Below are 16,812 nucleotides of genomic sequence, written 5' to 3'. Positions count from 1 at the left end.
GGCGCCGCGCGTGCCGGTCGTGGCCAACATCGACGCCGTGCCCAGGCGCGACGGCGTGTCGGCGATCGACGCGCTGGTGGCGCAGGTCTCCGGTGCCGTGCGCTGGGAGGACGTCATCGGGTATCTTGTGTCGGCTGGTGTGCGCGCGTATGTTGAGGTGGGCCCGGGGACGGTGCTCGCGGGACTCGTGCGCAAGGTCGACCGCGAGGCTCAGGTGGTGAGCTTCGGAGCCCCTGAACAACTCGCAGCGGTGGAGGCGCTCTTCGCAGCATCGTGAGGCTCGATCTCTCAGGCAAGGTGGCAGTGATCACCGGGGCGTCGCGCGGCATCGGCCGGCAGACGGCCCTGACGCTGGCCGGCGCTGGCGCGACCGTGGTGCTCACCTCGCGAGGTGATGCCGCCGAGGCCGTGGCAGCCGAGGTGACGGCGGCCGGCGGGCAGGCGCTCGCGCTGGCGGCCGACGTCTCCGATGCCGAGGCCGTGAAACGCGTCATCGACACGACCAACGAGCGGTTCGGCCGCCTCGACATCCTGGTCAACAACGCCGGCATCACCCGCGATCAGCTGCTGCTGCGGATGAAGCGCGACGACTGGGACGCCGTGGTCGCGACCAATCTCACGGGCACGTTCCTCTGCACCCAGGCGGTGCTGAAGACCATGCTGAAGCAGCGCAGCGGGCGCATCATCAGCATCAGTTCGGTGGTGGGCCAGAGTGGCAACCCCGGGCAGACCAACTACGCGGCGACCAAGGCCGGCATCATCGGCTTCTCGAAGGCGCTCGCGCGCGAAGTCGCCTCGCGGTCCATCACGGTGAACGTGGTGGCCCCGGGGCTCATCGATACGGATATGACGCGGGACATCAGCTCGGACGCCCAGAAGAACTGGACGTCCGCGATCCCGCTCGGACGTTTGGGCACGCCGGAGGATGTAGCCGCGGCGGTGTGCTTCCTCGCATCAGATGCGGCTGGATACATCACCGGGCAGGTGCTCGCCGTCAACGGCGGCATGTACGCCTGAGCAGGAGGAGTGTCAGATGTCGTCTGTGGCAGACAAGGTCAAGAGCATCATCGTGGAGCAGCTGGGCGTGGACGAGGAAGAGGTCACGCCGGATGCGTCCTTCGTGGACGACCTGGGCGCCGATTCGCTCGACGTGGTGGAGCTGGTGATGGCCTTCGAGGAGGAGTTCGGGGTCGAGATCCCGGATGACGACGCCGAGAAGATCACCCGCGTGCGCGAGGCCATCGCGTACATCGAGCAGCACGGCAAGGGCAAGAAGTAGCAACTGCCACACCGGTACGGAACACCGGGGACGGAGGGGGAGTGTCCAGGCGAGTCGTGGTGACGGGGGTCGGAATGGTGTCGTCCATCGGGGTGGGCACCGCCGCCAACTGGGAGGCGCTCTGCGCCGGCCGATCGGGCATCGGCCCCATCACCCACTTCGACGCATCGGCGTTCTCGACACGGATTGCGGGCGAGGTGAAGAACTTCGACCCGCTGGCCTACGTCGAGAAGAAGGAGGTCAAGAAGATCGACCCCTTCATCCAGTACGCGATCGCGGCCAGTCAGCATGCCGTCGATGACGCGCGCCTGGAGGTGACGCCGGAGAACTCGTTCGACGTCGGTGTCTACATCGCGTCGGGCATCGGCGGCTTCGGCACCATCGAGCGCGAGCACGAGCAGTACATCGCCGGCGGCCCGCGCAAGATCTCGCCCTTCTTCATCCCGTCGGCGATCATCAACCTGGCGTCCGGCCAGGTCTCGATCCGCTTCGGCACCCGGGGCCCCAACCAGGCGTCGTGCACCGCGTGCTCGGCGTCGGCGCATGCCATCGGCGATTCGTACGAGATCATCAAGCGCGGCGATGCCGAGGTGATGATCACGGGCGGCGCCGAGGCGGCCGTCACGCCGATGAGCGTCGGCGGCTTCGGCGCGATGCGGGCCCTGTCCACCCGCAACGACGACCCGGGACGCGCCTGCCGCCCGTTCGATCGCGATCGCGACGGGTTCATCATCGGCGAGGGATCGGGGATCGTCATCCTCGAGGAACTCGAGCGGGCCAGGGCGCGCGGCGCGACCATCTACGCCGAGATCGTCGGCTATGGCCTCACCGGCGATGCCTATCACATGACCGGCCAGCCCGAAGGCGGCGAGGGCGCCGTGCGTGCGATGCGCATGGCCCTGCGCAAGGCCGGGGTCGAGCCGTCCGTGGTCGACTACATCAATGCCCACGGCACGTCCACGCCGGTCAACGACCCGACCGAGACGCAGGCCATCAAGACCACCTTCGGCGAGCACGCGCACCGCCTCGCGGTGTCGTCCACCAAGTCCATGACCGGCCATCTGCTCGGCGCGGCCGGGGGACTCGAAGCCGGCATCACGGCGCTCGCCATTCGCCACCAGATGCTGCCGCCGACGGTCAACCTCGACAACCCGGCCGAGGGATGCGACCTCGACTACGTCGCCCACGTCGCGCGCCCGGGACGCGTCCGGTACGCCCTGTCGAACTCGTTCGGCTTCGGCGGGACCAACGCCAGCCTGTTGTTCAAGGCGTTCGAAGAGTAGTCCGACGGCCCAGGGCGCACGGCTCAGCGCTCAGGGCAGAAGGCTCGAGACTCGGGGCTCCAGGCACGGCACCACAGCCGTGACCCCTGAGCCTGCTGTGCCGAGCCCCGAGCCGTGAGCCCTGAGCCTGCTGTGCCGAGCCCCGAGCCATGAGCCCTGAGCCTGCTGTGTCGAGCCCCGAGCCGTGAGCCCTGAGCCTGCTGTGTCGAGCCCCGAGCCGTGAGCCCTGAGCCTGCGGTGTTGAGCCAAGAGCCCTGAGTCCTGAGCCATGAAAATCGCCGTCTGCATCAAGCAGGTCGTCACCCGTGACTGGCAGGTGCGTCCCAACGACGCGCGGACCTGGATTCGCGACGCCGAAGCCGAGTTCGAGATGAACGAACCGGACGCCTACGCGCTCGAGGCGGCGCTCCGTCTGCGCGAGGCGCACGGCGGCGAGGTCATCGCCGTGTCCGCCGGACCGGCCCGGGTGTCGCAGGTCCTGCGCGAAGCCCTGGCGCGCGGCGCCGACCGGGCGGTGCACGTCGAGGGCGACGCGCTGCCGCAGGCCGACGCCTTCGTCGTGGCCGACGCGCTGGCCGCGGCCATCGGCCCCGAGGCGCCCGACCTGGTGCTCACGGGCCTGCAGTCCGACGACATGGGGTTCGGGCAGACCGGCGTCGTGCTGGCCGAACGGCTCGGCGTGCCCCACGCCACCATCATCATGGACGTCCAGGTGCAGGGCAGTGGCCTGCGCGTCAAACGCGAGCTCGAAGGCGGCTGGTTCCAGTGGCTCGAGATGCCGCTGCCGTCACTGCTGACCATTCAGAGCGGCATCAATCAGCTGCGGTATGCGACGCTCAAGGGCATCATGGCCGCCAAGAAGAAGGAGATCCGCGTCGTCGCGGCGCCCGCCGCCCCGGCCACCCAGCAGGTCGTCGATCTCCGGGCCCCGGACAAGCAGAAACAGACGCGGATGATCGCGGGCACGCCCGCCGAGGCCGCCAGGGAACTCGTCCGCGCCTTGCGCGAGGATGTGCGGGTGGTGTCGTAATGGTGCTCGTCATCGCGGAACACAACGCCGGGCAGGTGCACCGATCGACCTGGGAGGCCATCGCCGCCGCCCAGGCGCTCGACCAGCCGGTCACGGTCGTCCTTGCCGGACAGGGCGTCGGCCCCATCGCCGCCACCCTCGCCGAGGCGCAGGTCGCCCAGGTGCTGATGGTCGAGCACGAGGCGCTCGCCAACTACACGGCCGACGGCTACGTGGCCGCGCTGGCCGACGTCGTGGCGACGACGACGCCGGCGCTGGTGCTGGCGGCGCACACGTACCAGGCGCGCGACTTCATGCCCAAGCTCGCGACGCGGTGCGGGCGCGGCCTCGTGTCCGACTGCGTCGCGATCCGGCGCGAGGGCAGCGGCCTCCGCTTCACGCGTCCCGTCTTCCAGGCCCGCCTGCAGGCCGACGTGGACGCGGCCGGGCCGGCCCCGCACTTCGCCACCCTGCAGGCCGGCGCGGTGCGTGCCGACGCGGTGCAGAAGGGCAGCGCCCCTGTCGTGGCGCACGCCGTTACCCTCGAGGCGGCCGCGGTGCGGCAGCGTCCCGAGGCGCCGTTCCAGGAATCGAAGCAGGCGGTGGACCTGTCGGCGGCCGAGCGCATCGTCTCGGTGGGGCGCGGCATCAAGGGCCCTGAACATCTCGATCTGGTGAAGCAGCTGGCCGAGGCCCTCGGGGCCGAGCTCGCGGCGTCGCGTCCGATCTGCGACAACGGCTGGCTGCCCATGGATCGGCAGATCGGCAGCTCGGGGCAGACCGTCGCGCCGAAGCTGTATCTGGCGCTCGGCATCTCGGGCGCGATTCAGCACGTCGTCGGCATGAAGGGCGCGCGGACCATCGTGGCCGTCAACAAGGATCCGGAGGCGCCGATCTTCGAGCTGGCCGACTACGGCATCGCCGGTGACCTGTTCGAGATCGTGCCGGCGCTCATCGCCGAGCTGAAGAAGTAGCGGACGCCGCCATGTTCGAGACCCTCGCCTTCTGGGTCGTCGTGGTCGGCAGCTTCGGCCTGTTCGCGGCCCAGATGTCGGCGCGCTGGCGCCTCATGCAGGCCGCCCCCGGGGCGTTCTCCGTCGATCAGCTGCCGCGGCGTGTCGAGCGGTTCGTCGTCGAGGTCGTCTTCCAGGGCAAGGTCATCGCGCGCAAGCCGTGGGTCGGCATGGCGCACCTGTTCGTGTTCTGGGGGTTCGTCGCCTTCGGCGGCTACACGCTCGTCGAGACACTGCATGGCCTCGGGCTGGTCGATCTCACCGACACCGTCGCCTTCACGGTCTATCGCGTCCTGCTGGTGCCGTTCTGTGTCGCCGTGCTGCTGGGCATCGTCTTCCTGGCGGTACGTCGAGGCCTCGTGCGCCCGCGGGCGCTGGGCGCCACCGTCTCGAAGGAGTCGCTGCTCATCGCCGGGTTCATCGCCGTGCTGATGATCACGTTCCTGCTCGAGCTCTTCGTGCTCGGCGAAGGACCCGCCGCACGCGTCAACTGGTGGGTGCACATGCTCGTGATCTTCACCTTCCTGGTGCTGGTCCCGAACTCCAAGCATCTGCACCTGATTCTGTCGCCGGGCACCGTCTTCCTCAAGGCGCCGGTGCTCGGCACCGTGCCGAACCTCGACTTCGAGAAGGAGGAAGTCGGCCTCGAGACGGTCAAGGACCTGCCGAAGAAGGCGGTGCTGGACGCCTTCACCTGCGTCGAGTGCGGACGCTGCATGGAGAACTGCCCTGCGACGGCGACGGGCAAGCTGCTGAACCCGAAGACGCTCGTTCTCCAGAACGAGGAGGCGCTGCTCGCCGGCCGGCTCGACGCCAAGCTGTCCGACGTGTACGACCCCGACGTGCTGTGGCAGTGCACGACGTGCGGCGCCTGCGAGGACGCCTGTCCGGTCGGCATCGAGCACACGCCGGTGATCATCGGGGCGCGCCGCGGCCTGGTCAGCAACGGCGAGGCGCCCGACTACCTGGCGCCGGTGTACAACAACCTCGAACGTCGCGGCAACCTGTGGGGCCAGACCTCCGACGTCCGTCAGAAGTTCGTCGCCGCCGCGCAGTTCGAGACCTTCGATCCGGAGAAGCACGAGTACCTGCTGTGGCTCGGCTGCGCGGGGGGCACCGAGCCCGACTTCCAGAAGTCGCTGCGGTCGCTCGGGGACATCCTGCGCGCCCAGGGCAAGACGTTCGGCGTGCTGAGCAAGGAGCGGTGCACCGGCGACGTGGCCAAGCGGACCGGCAACGAGTACCAGTTCCAGGAACTCGCGACGGCCAACGTCGAGGACCTCCAGACGTCCGGCGTGAAGAAGGTCGTGACCTCGTGCCCGCACTGCCTGAAGACGCTCGGCCACGACTACAAGGCGTTCGGCTTCGAGGGCAAGGTCGTGCACTCGTCGGTGCTGGTCGAGCAGTTGACGCGCTACGAGCGTCCGGTCCGGCTCGAGGACGAGCCGGTCACCTTCCACGATCCGTGCTACCTCGGGCGCTACGCCGGTGAGCACGAAGCGCCGCGCGCCCTGCTCGAGCGGTACGGCGGCGACGTCACCGAACCGGAGCGGACGAAGGACAACCCGTTCTGCTGCGGGGCCGGCGGCGGGCTGCTGTTCGAAGAGCACGAGGCGGGCACGCGCATCAGCCAGACCCGGTTCGAGCAGCTCCAGGCCACCGGCGCCAACACCATCGTCATGGGCTGTCCCTTCTGCTCGATCATGCTGAAGGGCGCCAAGGCCAGCACACCGGGGACCGACGAGATCCAGATGGTGGATCTGATGACGTGGACCGAGGGGCGTCTGCGCACGGCGGGGCGTCTCGGGCAGGCCGACGGGGCTGGGACGGCTCCGGCGTCCGAGGCGACGCCCGAGTGAGCGACCGGCCGGGCTGGCAGCAGTCCGCGGCCAGGCGGCGACAGGTCGCAATCATCTCGGCCGTGGGCGCACCGCTGGTCGGGGCGCTCGGTCGCACGTGGCGCTTCACCAGCGAGGGCGTCGAGACCTACGACCGGCTCGTGGCGGCGGGGCAGCACCCCATCCTGACCTTCTGGCACGGCCGCATCCTGCCGGCGACCGTCTTCTGGCGCGACCGCCAGATTGCCGTCATGACCAGTGAGAACTTCGATGGCGAGTGGATTGCGCGCATCATCGAGCGGTTCGGCTTCTCGGCGGTGCGCGGGTCGACGTCGCGCGGCGGGGTGAAGGCGCTGGTCCAGATGAAGCGGCTCGTGCAGCAGGGGCGATCCGTGGCGTTCACCATCGATGGCCCGCGCGGCCCGGCCGAGCGGGCGCAACCGGGGGCGGTATGGCTGGCCAAGGCGACCGGGCAGCCGATCCTGCCGTTCCACGTCGAGGCGGCGCCGGCGTGGCATGCCCGCAGTTGGGACCGCGCCCAGGTCCCGACACCCTTCAGCCGCATCGCGGTCGCCGTCGGCGATCCGATGCGTGTCGAAGCGGACGCCGATGAGGTGCGCCTCGAAGAGCGTCGGCGTGACCTCGAAGCCGCGCTGGGCCGTCTGCGTCCCCGAGCCCTGGCCCTGCTCGATTCATCGACGCGCTGAGACGCCATGATCCTGTTCTTCACGCCTCGCTTCCTCGACCACCTCACGCCCGCCGGCCACCCCGAGTCGCCCGAGCGCGGCGACGTCATGCGGGCAGCGGCGCAGCGTGCCCGGGATCTCGGCATCGCCGTGCGTGATCCCCGCGAAGCCAGCGACGCGCAACTGCTGCGCGTGCACGGCGCCGATCACCTCGCCAACCTCGCCTCGCGCCGCGGCCGACCGACCTCCATCGACGCCGACACCTTCACGTCCCCGGACAGCGACACGGTGGCCCGACTGGCGGCCGGCGCGGCTTGCGAGGCCGCGCTCCACGCCCTGGCCACCGGCGAGCCGGCCCTGGCCCTCGTCCGGCCACCCGGACACCACGCCGAGCGGACGCAGGCGATGGGCTTCTGCCTCTATTCGAACGTGGCCGTGGCCGCGGCGGCCGCGCGGGCTGCCGGAGCCGCGCGCGTGGCGGTGGTGGACATCGACGTGCATCATGGCAACGGTACGCAGTGGGCGTTCTACACCGACCCGAGCGTGCTGGTCGTCAACACCCATCAGTTCCCGTTCTATCCAGGTACCGGCGCCGCCACCGAGATGGGCCACGGCGAGGGCGTCGGGGCGACCCTGAACGTCCCGCTCGAGGCGGGCGCGACCGACGCGGACCATGCGCATGTGTGGAACACCATCATCGACCCGGCGCTGGTGCGGTTCCATCCAGACCTGATCCTCGTGTCGGCCGGTTTCGATGGCCACCAGGACGATCCCCTCGGGGCCCAGCGCATGAGTACCGCCGGCTACCGCGCGTGGCTGTCGGCGATTCGGGCGCGCGCGGCCCGGACGTGCGGGGGACGCCTCGCCGTGATCACCGAAGGGGGGTACGACCTGCAGGCGCTGCGGGCGTGCCTGGACGCGACGGTCGACGTGCTGCACGGGCCGGTGGGAGAGCGCACGGACTGGCGAGAGGCGGCCGGCCCGGACCGCCGTGGCCGCCAGACGGCCCAGGCGCTGCAGGCGCACCCGCTGGTCAGCGGCACCCAGTAACGGGGATCTCGACATGCTCTGGCAGTTCTTCGTGGGGCGGTTTCTTCAGACGTTCGCGCTGATCGGCGGCGTGCTCACCATCGCCGACTGGATGCGGTTCGGGGCGACGGGCCTGCGCCCCGGGCACATCGTCTTCTGGAGTGCCGCGGCTGGGGCGGTCTCGGCCTCGATCACCACGTACCGGGTGCGTCACCGCGGATGTGCGCGATGAGTGACGGCATCGACCCGCGAACCTCGCCGTGGGACCAGCGATACGACACGACGGAGTACGTCTTCGGCACGGCGCCGAACGACTTCCTCGCCGTCGAGGCACACCGGATCCCACCGGGACGGGTGCTGTGTCTGGGAGACGGCGAAGGCCGCAACGGCGTGCACCTGGCCGCGCTCGGCTTCGAGGTGACGGGCGTCGACGCGTCCGACATCGGCCTCGCGAAGGCGCGCCGACTGGCCGAGGCCCGCGGTGTCGCGCTCGAGACCGTCGTGGCCGACCTCGCCACCTACGACCTCGGCGAGGCGCGCTGGCAGGGCATCGTCAGCATCTTCGTGCACCTGCCGCCGGCCTTGCGCGCCGACCTCCACCCGCGTGTCGTTCGCGCCCTCGCGCCTGGCGGGGTGTTCGTGCTCGAGGCCTACACGCCGCGTCAGCACGCGATCGGCGGCATCGGCGGCCCGCCGCCCTCCAATGCCGACTGGCTCCTCACCCTCGACCAACTCCGCACCGAACTGCCCGGCCTCGACTTGGTTCTCGGCCATGAACTCGACCGCGACGTCAACGAGGGCGCTCGCCATAGCGGTCGCAGCGCCGTTGTCCAGTTCGTGGGCGTGAAGCCTCGCTGAGTGGGGCAGGGCCGGGCGTGACGCCCTACGGTCTCAACAGATCGTTGATGGCCTTGATCGCGCTGACGTCGAATTTGGGCTTGCGGTCGTAGGTGAGCAGGCCGTTGATCTCCTGCTCGACGTCAGTGAGCTGGGTGTAGCAGACGCCGATGATGCGCGGCACCGTCGCGATCGCCTCGTACAGCCCCTTCAGGCGTGCGAGGGCTTCCTCGGGCGTCTTCTCCACGCCCGAGTACCCCCACGCGCCCTCGGGCACGGGTGACCCCGGCGCGCGGTAGGCGATGCCGCCGAACTCCGAGAGGAAGATGGGCGAGCCGTTGTACTCGTAGCCGGGCACGAGCGCCGCACGGCTGTTGTCGGGGATGCGCGCGTTGGGGTGGTCGAGCACCGCGTACTTCTTCGCGATCATCTCGCCGGTGCGCGCGTAGTCGTGGATGCCGAACACGTCGGTCGTGTCGACGTGTTCCCAGCCGTCGTTCTCGATCACCAGGCGGCTCGGGTCGAGCGACTTCGTCAGCCAGTAGTTGGCCTTGAGGTGCGCCTGCTGACGCCGGTCGCGCAGGTTCGGCGTGCCCCAGCTCTCGTTGATGGGAATCCACATGACGATCGACGGGTGGTTGATGTCGCGCTCGAGCACCTCGAGCCACTCGCGCGTGAACCGCGCGACGTACTGGTCGTCGTACTGGTACGCGTTGGCCATCTCTCCGGAGACGAGATAGCCCAGTTTGTCGGCCCAGTACAGGAAGCGCGGGTCCTCGACCTTCTGGTGCTTGCGCGCGCCGGTGAACCCCATGGCCTGCGACGTCTTGATGTCGAACTGGATGGCCTCGTCGGACGGCGGCGTCAGCAACGACTCGGGCCAGTAGCCCTGGTCGAGCACCATGCGCAGATACAGCCGGCGACCGTTGAACTGCAGGCCTTTCGCGTCGACCGTCACCTCGCGATACCCGTAGTACGTCTGCACCGTGTCCAGCACGGTGCCGCCACGCAGCACCTCGAGCGTCACGTCGTAGAGACGGCCCTGGCCGATCTGCCACTCCAGCGGATCGATGACCCGCACCCCGAGCGACGCGCGCGAGCCGTCGATGGTCGTCTCGCCGCGGGTCACGACGGCGCCGTTGTAGCGGACGGTCGCCCGCAGCACCTGGTCGGGCGCGGGACGACCGAGACGCGCGTCGAAGCGCACGGCGCCGTCCATCGACGGGGTGGTGCGGACGTGCGACAGGTAGCTGTCGCCGACGGCCTCGAGCCAGACCGTCTGCCAGATGCCGGTCGTCCGCGTGTAGAAGATGCTCTCGGACTTCTCCTTCCAGTACTGCTTGCCGCGCGGCACGAACCGGTCCGTGGGCGGGTCGTAGGCCCGCACCACCAGCGCGTTGCCGCCATCCTTCATCAGGTCGGTGACATCGAAGGCGAACGGCGTGCTGCCCCCTTCGTGCTCGCCGAGCTTCTGGCCGTTGAGCCACACGGTGGCGTGGTAGTCCACCGCGCCGAACTTGAGCAGGACCCGGCGCCCCTTCCAGCCCGCTGGCACCGTCACCTCGCGCTGGTACCAGACCACCGGGTGGAACGTCGGGTCGCCGATGCCGCTCTTCGGGCTCTCGAAGGCGAACGGCACCACGATCTGCCGGTCGAACCGCCGGGGCCCGGCGTACCACGCCTCCCGCAGACCCGCATCGCCATCGTCGAAAGCGAAGCGCCAGGGACCGTTGAGGTTGAGCCAGTCCTTGCGCTCGAACTGAGGATTCGGGAACTCGGGGCGGGGCAGGGCAGCGGGCCCCTGGGCGGCGGCGGTCACGGGGGCGCCAGCCAGCACGACGGCCAGGCACATGACGCGGGCGATCTGCATGATGCGCGACACCGTAACACAGGGCGGGCGCCGGGCTTGCTCGAGCGCCCGCGTTGCCGGCCATCGGCCTTCGCCCTTCTCCCTTCGACATTCCCGGCATTCCGGCATCGCGGCATTGCCCGATAGCGGCAGGGACGGGCCGAAGGCGCCGCCCTGCCGCTATACTGTCTGATCTAGCCGTGGCTGATTATTCCCCGCAATCCATCGAGAAGAAGTGGCAGGAACACTGGACCGCGACCGGCGCCTTCGAGGTGACCGAGGACGCGTCCAGGCCGTCGTTCTACTGCCTCGAGATGTTCGCGTACCCCTCGGGCCGGGCCCACGTGGGGCACGTGCGCAACTACATGATTGGTGATGTCGTCTCCCGTCTGAAGCGCATGCAGGGGGCCAACGTCCTGCATCCGTTCGGCTGGGACGCCTTCGGCCTGCCGGCCGAGAACGCCGCCATCAAGAACAACCTGCATCCCGAGCAGTGGACCCTGGACAACATCGCGTACATGAAGGGGCAGTTGCAGCGCCTCGGCATCTCGTACGCGTGGGGACGGGAACTGGCCACGTGCCTGCCCGACTACTACCGCTGGAACCAGTGGCTGTTCCTCCGCATGGTCGAGCGCGACCTGGCGTACCGCCGTCGCTCGACCGTCAACTGGTGTCCGAGCTGCCTGACCGTCCTGGCCAACGAACAGGTCATCGATGGCGCGTGCTGGCGGTGCGGCTCGCACGTCACCTCGCGTGAGCTGGAGCAGTGGTTCCTCCGCATCACGCACTACGCCGAGGAACTGCTCGAGGGCACCAGGCACCTGCCCGACTGGCCCGAGAAGGTCCTGACGATGCAGCGCAACTGGATCGGGAAGTCGGAGGGCGTGCAGGCGACGTTCCCGATCGCCGACGCCGAAGGCCGCGCCACGTCCGACGGCATCGAAATCTTCACGACCCGCATCGACACCATCTACGGCGCCACGTTCGTGTTGATCGCGCCGGAGCACGACCTCGTCGAGACGTTCGCGCGCGAGTCGGTCGATCCCGTCGCGTTCCGCCGGCAGGCGGATCGCTTTCGCCAGCAGGACCGGCTCGGGCGCATGTCGGGCGAGGTGGAGAAGGAAGGCTTCGACACCGGCCGCCGCGTCATGAACCCGTTCACGGGCGAGACCGTCCCCGTGTGGGTAGCCAACTTCGTGCTCGGCGGCTATGGCACCGGCGCCATCATGGCGGTGCCCGCCCACGATCAGCGCGACTTCGAGTTTGCCCGCAAGTATGGCCTCGACGTTCGCGTCGTGGTCACGCCGATCGACGGCCCCGCGGCCGACCCGTCCGCCGAAGCCCTGGCCAAGGCGGACGGTGCGACGATGGCGGAGGCGTTCACCGAGTACGGCGTGAGTGCCAACTCCGACGAGTTCTCGGGGCTGCCCACCGAGGAGGCGTGGGAGAAGATGGCGGCGTCGGCCGAGGCGCGCGGCATCGGGAAGAAGACGATTCAGTACCGGCTGAAGGACTGGGGGGTCTCCCGGCAGCGGTACTGGGGGACGCCGATCCCGATGATTCACTGCCCGTCGTGTGGCGTCGTGCCGGTGCCGGACGACCAACTGCCCGTCGTGCTGCCGAAGATCGTCGAGTTCACGGGCAAGGGCGAGTCGCCGCTGGCGCAGCTGCCCGAGTTCGTCAACGTGTCGTGCCCGAAGTGCGGCGGCGCCGCCCGGCGCGAAACCGACACGATGGACACGTTCTTCGATTCGTCCTGGTACTTCTACCGGTTCACCGACGCGAAGAACGACCAGCAGGCGTTCGATCCGGCGAAGTGCAACTACTGGGCGCCGGTCGACTTCTACAGCGGTGGCGTCGAGCACGCCATCCTGCACCTGATCTACTCGCGTTTCTTCGCCCGCGTGTTTCGCGATCTCGGCATGGTGTCGCACGACGAGCCGTTCGCGCGGCTGCTCACCCAGGGGATGGTGCTCAAGGACGGACAGGTCATGTCCAAGTCCAAGGGCAACGTCGTCGATCCCGACGAGATGATCGCCAAGTTCGGCGCCGACGCTCTGCGCCTCTACGTGATGTTCGTCGCGCCGCCCGAGAAGGAAGTCGAGTGGACCGATTCCGGGCTCGAAGGCAGCTATCGCTTCCTCACCCGGGTGTGGCGCTTCGTCGAGCCGCTGGCCGCAACGCTGGCGACCGCGCCGGCCGTCGACACCATCGGGGCGTTCTCTGCCGAGGAACGCGCCCTGCGCCGGAAGACGCACCAGACGGTCGAGAAGGTCACCGGGGACCTCTACCCGCGCGTGCAACTGAACACGGCGATCTCGGGCCTGATGGTGCTGGTGAACGAGCTGTATGCGTTCGGCGATGCGACGGGACTCTTCAAGCCAGGCCGCCGGGCCGCAGGCGACGAGGCGCCGGTGACGCCCGACGTGCCCGCGAGCACGCTCGCGGCGGCGCGCGAGGCCGTCGAGGCGCTGGTGCGGCTGTTGTCACCGTTCGCTCCGCACATGGCCGAGGAGCTGTGGGAAGCTCTCGGCCACGCCGACGGCATCGTCGCGGCCGGCTGGCCGGCCGCCGATGCCGCTGTGGCGGCCGAGGAAGCCATCGAGATGCCGGTGCAGGTCAATGGCAAGGTCCGCGGCCGTGTCATCGTGCCGGCGGGGTCGCCCGATGACGTCGTGCAGGCGGCGGCGCTGGCCGATCCCAATGTGAAGGCCCACACCGACGGCAAGACCATCGTCAAGGTCATCGTGGCCGCCGGCCGTCTGGTCAGCGTGGTGGTGAAGTGATGCGCGGTCGATCGCGACGGGCCTTTCTCGCGGCGCTCGTGTCGGGCGCAGCGGCGGCGCAGGCCGCCTGCGGCTACAACCTCGCGGGGCGCGGCAACTTCCTGCCGTCGTACATCCGGGTGATTGGCATTCCGCTGTTTGCCAACAACACCTCGGTGTACGACATCGAGCAGCTGCTGACGCAGCGGGTGCGCAGCGAGTTCCTCGGGCGCGGGCGCTACCAGGTGCTGCCGGTGACCGATGGGGCCGACGCGCTGCTGAATGGCACCGTCTCCGGTCTCACGCTCGAGCCCAGCGGGTTCAACGAGAACAACCAGGCCACGCGCTACATCGTGCGGGTCCAGCTCAAGATCGAGTTCAAGGACGTCAAGGCCAACAAGCTGATCTGGGAGAACCCGTCCCTCGAGATTCTCGACGAGTACGACCTGACCACCGGCACCGGGGCCCTGGACGCCTCGGCGTTCCTCGGACAGAATCGCGCTGCCGCAGACCGCATCGCCGACACCGTGGCCCGCCGCACCGTGTCGTCCATTCTCGAGGCCTTCTAGCGCCGTGACCCCAGGCGAACTCGCGACGGCGATCAAGCGAGGCTCCGTCGCGCCCGTCTACCTCGTCATCGGCGAGGACGAGGCGGGCAAGGACGAGGTCGTGGCCGCCCTCACCAGCCTCGTGGAGGAGGACCTGCGCGGCTTCAACGTCGAGAAGTTCACGGCCGGAGACGCCCGCCCCGACGACGTGGTGTTCGCCGCACGGACCCGTCCCATGCTCGGCGACCGCCGGGTGGTCGTCCTCTCGCACATCGAGCGGCTCTTCAAGGGCCGGAAGAAGCTCGCCGAGGTCGATGACGACGCGGGCGGCGACGATGCGCCAGCGCCAGACCCCGGTGGCCTCGAGGGCTACGTCGCCAACCCCGAGCCGTCCAACATCCTGGTGCTGGTCGCCACCGACATCAATCGCAGTACGAAACTCGGCAAGCTCCTCGACAAGCAGGCGGTCACCGTCGAGTGCGAGGGCTTCAGCACGGACGGCTTCAACGGCGCCCAGACGGCGCTGCGGGATGCCATGCAGTTTGCCGCCGATCGCGTCAGGGCGGCCGGCAAGCGCATCGATGCGGCGGGGCTCACCGCACTCGTCGAACGCGCCGGGCCCGACATCGTCCGTCTGCGCAAGGACATCGATACGCTCGTGTTGTTCGTGGGGGACGCGACGGCGATCACGGAGAAGGATGTCCGTCTGGTCGTCGGGGCAGCGCAGCAGTTCGACGACTGGGCCGTGACCAACGCCATCGCCGCCGGGGATGCCGCGACGGCGCTTCGCCACGTCCAGCTGATGGTCGAGAACGGGTCGTCACCGTTCCAGATGCTGGGGCAGCTCGGGTGGTGGGTGCGGACGCGGATGGTCCAGGCGGCACCCGATCGCGTGGGCGCGGCAGTACGCGCGCTCTATCGGGCGGATGCCGCGAGCAAGCTCGGGCGCAATCCGCAGGTCGTGCTGGAACGTCTGGTGGTGGAACTGTGCGGGCCCCGCCAGAGAGGCGAAGCCCGCCGGAGCCCGCAGGGCGCAGGCGGGCGGCCGTTTACGCCGCAGCGAGGCCGTTGAGGCGCTTGGCCAGCCGCGACTTGTAACGCGAGGCCGCGTTGTCGTGGATGACGCCCTTCTTGGCCATCTTGTCGATCAGCGACACGGTCTCGTTGAGACCGGCCTTGGCCCCAGCGGCGTCGTTGGCGCTGATGGCCTTGCGGATGGTCTTGAGCGCCGAGCGCAGGCGGGTCCGCGCCTGGCGGTTCCGCTCGCGATTGGCCACGCTCTGCTTGTGCGCCTTCAGCGCTGACTCGTGATTTGCCACGAAACTACTCCACTCTGCCTACGCGCTGGATACCGGACCCGGTGAAGGATCCCTGCCGTGCCGGGCGCGCGTGCCACCCGACCAGCGGAAACACCGGAGTATACCATATGGCTCGTGGCAGCGACCGCTCACGAGTCTCTGCCCTTCAAGCGCCTGAGTTCGCGCCGCTCGCGCTTGTCCGGGGCTAAGACAGGGCCTCGCGGACGGGTGTCCTTGAGGAGCTGCAGGAACGCCCGCTCCTCCGGTGTCGGCGGTGGCGTGATGTCCTCGTAGAGCAGCGCTTTTGCCTCGGCCTTGGGCAGGTGCTGCTCGCAGGTGCCGAGGACGCGGACCACCTGCTTGCGCCCCAGAGGCCGCGTGAGCGTGATGGTGTCGCCCGGCTTCACGTCGCGGTTGGGCTTGGGCTTCTCGCCGTTCACCTCGACCTTGCCGCCCTTCACCACCCGCTGCGCTTCCGACCGCGTCTTGGCCAGGCAGGCGACATCGAGCCACACGTCGAGGCGGAGGGGACGGTCGGAGACAGGAGCGTCGGCCATCCCTCACAGACTAACCGAAGGCCGAAGGCCGGCTCGGCGAGCCGGCCCTCCCAGCGACTCCCGACTCCCGATTCCCGACTCCCGACTCCCGACTCCCGACTCCCGATTCCGGTTCCCGGTTCCCGGTTCCCGGTTCCCGATCTGATAGCGTTAGACCATGAGCTTCCTGCTGCATTGGGCCATCGTGGCTGCCGCGCTGTGGTTGGCGGCCTACCTGATCCCCGGCGTGGTGGTGCGGTCGGTGCCGGCGCTGTTGATCGCCGCGTTCGTCCTCGGCCTGGTCAACGCGCTCGTCCGCCCCGTGTTGACGATCCTCACGCTGCCCATCACCATCCTCACCCTTGGCCTGTTCTACCTCGTGGTCAACGGCGCGGCGTTCGCCCTCGCCGCGGCCCTCGTGCCTGGCTTCGACCTGGCCGGTTTCGGCAGCGCCGTGCTCGGCGCGCTCCTGGTGAGCCTCGTCAGCTGGGTTCTCGGCGGGATGCTCTCGCCCAAGCGCTGATGCTCGCCGCCCTGTTTCGCACCCTCGGCCTGAGCACGGACGATGGGGAGCGGCACGAGACCGAGACCGTGGCCGACATCGCGACGGTCCTGACGGGGCTGTCGCCGGAGCGCGCCCGCCTGCTCGCGGCCTTCACCTACCTGCTGGGGCGCGTCGCCTTTGCCGACCATGAGGTGACGCCAGAGGAGCGGGCCGTCATGGAGGCCCGACTGGCGACCGAGGCCGATGTCTCGGCCGAGCAGGCGCAGCGCATGGTGCAACTCGCGGTGGACGCCACCGGCAGTCACGGTGCCGCCGAGGACTATCAGGTCGCCCGCGA

General features: G+C 69.3%; 18 protein-coding genes and 1 pseudogene. 16 read left to right on the top strand and 3 right to left on the bottom strand.

Features of this window, described 5'->3' with window-relative positions:
• From Q0C41_RS22530 to Q0C41_RS22480, 11 genes and pseudogenes are all read left to right on the top strand, one after another.
• A pseudogene (locus Q0C41_RS22530) lies at window positions 1-277 on the top strand (malonyl CoA-acyl carrier protein transacylase); the annotation flags it as partial.
• Window positions 274-1,017 carry a 3-oxoacyl-ACP reductase FabG gene (gene fabG, locus Q0C41_RS22525; protein ID WP_291987621.1) on the top strand — a complete coding sequence of 248 codons (744 nt, stop codon included), beginning with the start codon at window positions 274-276 and terminating at the stop codon, window positions 1,015-1,017. The pseudogene Q0C41_RS22530 and the gene fabG, both read left to right, overlap by 4 nt.
• A gap of 16 nt (window positions 1,018-1,033) precedes the next feature.
• Window positions 1,034-1,279 carry an acyl carrier protein gene (locus tag Q0C41_RS22520; protein WP_291987620.1) on the top strand — a complete coding sequence of 82 codons (246 nt, stop codon included), beginning with the start codon at window positions 1,034-1,036 and terminating at the stop codon, window positions 1,277-1,279.
• Between the two features lie 41 nt (window positions 1,280-1,320).
• A complete protein-coding gene (gene fabF, locus Q0C41_RS22515) occupies window positions 1,321-2,562 on the top strand; it encodes a beta-ketoacyl-ACP synthase II (protein ID WP_367079295.1) in 1,242 nt (413 codons plus the stop codon).
• Window positions 2,563-2,830: 268 nt separating this feature from the next.
• Window positions 2,831-3,592 carry an electron transfer flavoprotein subunit beta/FixA family protein gene (locus tag Q0C41_RS22510; protein ID WP_291987618.1) on the top strand — a complete coding sequence of 254 codons (762 nt, stop codon included), beginning with the start codon at window positions 2,831-2,833 and terminating at the stop codon, window positions 3,590-3,592.
• The gene (locus Q0C41_RS22505) at window positions 3,592-4,545 is read left to right on the top strand and encodes an electron transfer flavoprotein subunit alpha/FixB family protein (RefSeq protein ID WP_291987617.1); all 954 of its coding nucleotides are present in this window, start codon (window positions 3,592-3,594) and stop codon (window positions 4,543-4,545) included. The genes Q0C41_RS22510 and Q0C41_RS22505 overlap by 1 nt, the downstream gene beginning before the upstream one ends.
• An 11-nt stretch (window positions 4,546-4,556) precedes the next feature.
• Window positions 4,557-6,443: a (Fe-S)-binding protein gene (locus tag Q0C41_RS22500; RefSeq protein ID WP_291987616.1), complete on the top strand. Its 1,887-nt coding sequence runs from the start codon at window positions 4,557-4,559 to the stop codon at window positions 6,441-6,443.
• A complete protein-coding gene (locus Q0C41_RS22495) occupies window positions 6,440-7,129 on the top strand; it encodes a lysophospholipid acyltransferase family protein (protein WP_291987615.1) in 690 nt (229 codons plus the stop codon). The genes Q0C41_RS22500 and Q0C41_RS22495 overlap by 4 nt, the downstream gene beginning before the upstream one ends.
• A gap of 6 nt (window positions 7,130-7,135) precedes the next feature.
• Window positions 7,136-8,158: a histone deacetylase gene (locus Q0C41_RS22490; protein WP_291987614.1), complete on the top strand. Its 1,023-nt coding sequence runs from the start codon at window positions 7,136-7,138 to the stop codon at window positions 8,156-8,158.
• 13 nt (window positions 8,159-8,171) lie between these two features.
• Window positions 8,172-8,369, top strand: a complete 198-nt coding sequence (locus tag Q0C41_RS22485) for a hypothetical protein (RefSeq protein ID WP_291987613.1) — start codon at window positions 8,172-8,174, stop codon at window positions 8,367-8,369.
• The gene (locus Q0C41_RS22480) at window positions 8,366-8,995 is read left to right on the top strand and encodes a cyclopropane-fatty-acyl-phospholipid synthase family protein (RefSeq protein ID WP_291987612.1); all 630 of its coding nucleotides are present in this window, start codon (window positions 8,366-8,368) and stop codon (window positions 8,993-8,995) included. Before Q0C41_RS22485 ends, Q0C41_RS22480 begins: the two co-directional genes overlap by 4 nt.
• A gap of 25 nt (window positions 8,996-9,020) precedes the next feature.
• On the opposite strand, the gene Q0C41_RS22475 is transcribed toward Q0C41_RS22480, so the two are convergent.
• A complete protein-coding gene (locus tag Q0C41_RS22475; RefSeq protein WP_291987611.1) occupies window positions 9,021-10,856 on the bottom strand; it encodes a glycoside hydrolase family 2 protein in 1,836 nt (611 codons plus the stop codon).
• A 167-nt stretch (window positions 10,857-11,023) separates the two neighbouring features.
• On the opposite strand from Q0C41_RS22475, the gene leuS reads away from it, so the two are divergent.
• Genes leuS through holA form a run of 3 tightly spaced genes read left to right on the top strand, consistent with a single transcriptional unit; the run spans window position 11,024 to window position 15,208 of the window.
• Complete coding sequence (gene leuS / locus Q0C41_RS22470) at window positions 11,024-13,609, top strand: leucine--tRNA ligase (RefSeq protein WP_291987610.1); 2,586 nt, start codon at window positions 11,024-11,026, stop codon at window positions 13,607-13,609.
• The gene (gene lptE, locus Q0C41_RS22465) at window positions 13,609-14,157 is read left to right on the top strand and encodes an LPS assembly lipoprotein LptE (protein WP_291987609.1); all 549 of its coding nucleotides are present in this window, start codon (window positions 13,609-13,611) and stop codon (window positions 14,155-14,157) included. The genes leuS and lptE overlap by 1 nt, the downstream gene beginning before the upstream one ends.
• 4 nt (window positions 14,158-14,161) lie before the next feature.
• Window positions 14,162-15,208 carry a DNA polymerase III subunit delta gene (gene holA, locus Q0C41_RS22460; protein ID WP_291987608.1) on the top strand — a complete coding sequence of 349 codons (1,047 nt, stop codon included), beginning with the start codon at window positions 14,162-14,164 and terminating at the stop codon, window positions 15,206-15,208.
• On the opposite strand, the gene rpsT is transcribed toward holA, so the two are convergent.
• Entirely contained in the window at window positions 15,186-15,455 is a 270-nt protein-coding gene (gene rpsT, locus Q0C41_RS22455; RefSeq protein WP_291987607.1) for a 30S ribosomal protein S20, read from the bottom strand. The genes holA and rpsT overlap by 23 nt on opposite strands.
• A gap of 128 nt (window positions 15,456-15,583) precedes the next feature.
• The gene (locus tag Q0C41_RS22450) at window positions 15,584-15,991 is read right to left on the bottom strand and encodes an RNA-binding S4 domain-containing protein (RefSeq protein WP_291987606.1); all 408 of its coding nucleotides are present in this window, start codon (window positions 15,989-15,991) and stop codon (window positions 15,584-15,586) included.
• Window positions 15,992-16,148: 157 nt separating this feature from the next.
• Between Q0C41_RS22450 and Q0C41_RS22445 the strand changes: the two genes are divergently transcribed.
• Together Q0C41_RS22445 and Q0C41_RS22440 are read left to right on the top strand one after the other, a co-directional pair.
• A complete protein-coding gene (locus tag Q0C41_RS22445) occupies window positions 16,149-16,493 on the top strand; it encodes a phage holin family protein (RefSeq protein WP_291987605.1) in 345 nt (114 codons plus the stop codon).
• A partial coding sequence (locus Q0C41_RS22440; protein ID WP_291987604.1) for a TerB family tellurite resistance protein occupies window positions 16,493-16,812 on the top strand: 320 nt, incomplete at its 3' end. The genes Q0C41_RS22445 and Q0C41_RS22440, both read left to right, overlap by 1 nt.

Origin of the sequence: Luteitalea sp. (assembly GCF_022842525.1) — a bacterium.
GTDB lineage: Bacteria > Acidobacteriota > Vicinamibacteria > Vicinamibacterales > Vicinamibacteraceae > Luteitalea.
The sequence above is the reverse complement of the archived record's forward strand: the minus strand, read 5'-3'. Positions and strand labels throughout refer to the sequence as shown.

Bases quoted from the DNA above. Each gene is read 5' to 3' on its own strand.
- Q0C41_RS22520 (WP_291987620.1), top strand. From the start codon at position 1,034: ATGTCGTCTGTGGCAGACAAGGTCAAGAGCATCATCGTGGAGCAGCTG.
- Q0C41_RS22505 (WP_291987617.1), top strand. From the start codon at position 3,592: ATGGTGCTCGTCATCGCGGAACACAACGCCGGGCAGGTGCACCGATCG.
- Q0C41_RS22450 (WP_291987606.1), bottom strand. From the start codon at position 15,991: ATGGCCGACGCTCCTGTCTCCGACCGTCCCCTCCGCCTCGACGTGTGG.
- Q0C41_RS22485 (WP_291987613.1), top strand. From the start codon at position 8,172: ATGCTCTGGCAGTTCTTCGTGGGGCGGTTTCTTCAGACGTTCGCGCTG.
- Q0C41_RS22490 (WP_291987614.1), top strand. From the start codon at position 7,136: ATGATCCTGTTCTTCACGCCTCGCTTCCTCGACCACCTCACGCCCGCC.
- Q0C41_RS22445 (WP_291987605.1), top strand. From the start codon at position 16,149: ATGAGCTTCCTGCTGCATTGGGCCATCGTGGCTGCCGCGCTGTGGTTG.
- Q0C41_RS22480 (WP_291987612.1), top strand. From the start codon at position 8,366: ATGAGTGACGGCATCGACCCGCGAACCTCGCCGTGGGACCAGCGATAC.
- Q0C41_RS22500 (WP_291987616.1), top strand. From the start codon at position 4,557: ATGTTCGAGACCCTCGCCTTCTGGGTCGTCGTGGTCGGCAGCTTCGGC.
- lptE (WP_291987609.1), top strand. From the start codon at position 13,609: ATGCGCGGTCGATCGCGACGGGCCTTTCTCGCGGCGCTCGTGTCGGGC.
- Q0C41_RS22510 (WP_291987618.1), top strand. From the start codon at position 2,831: ATGAAAATCGCCGTCTGCATCAAGCAGGTCGTCACCCGTGACTGGCAG.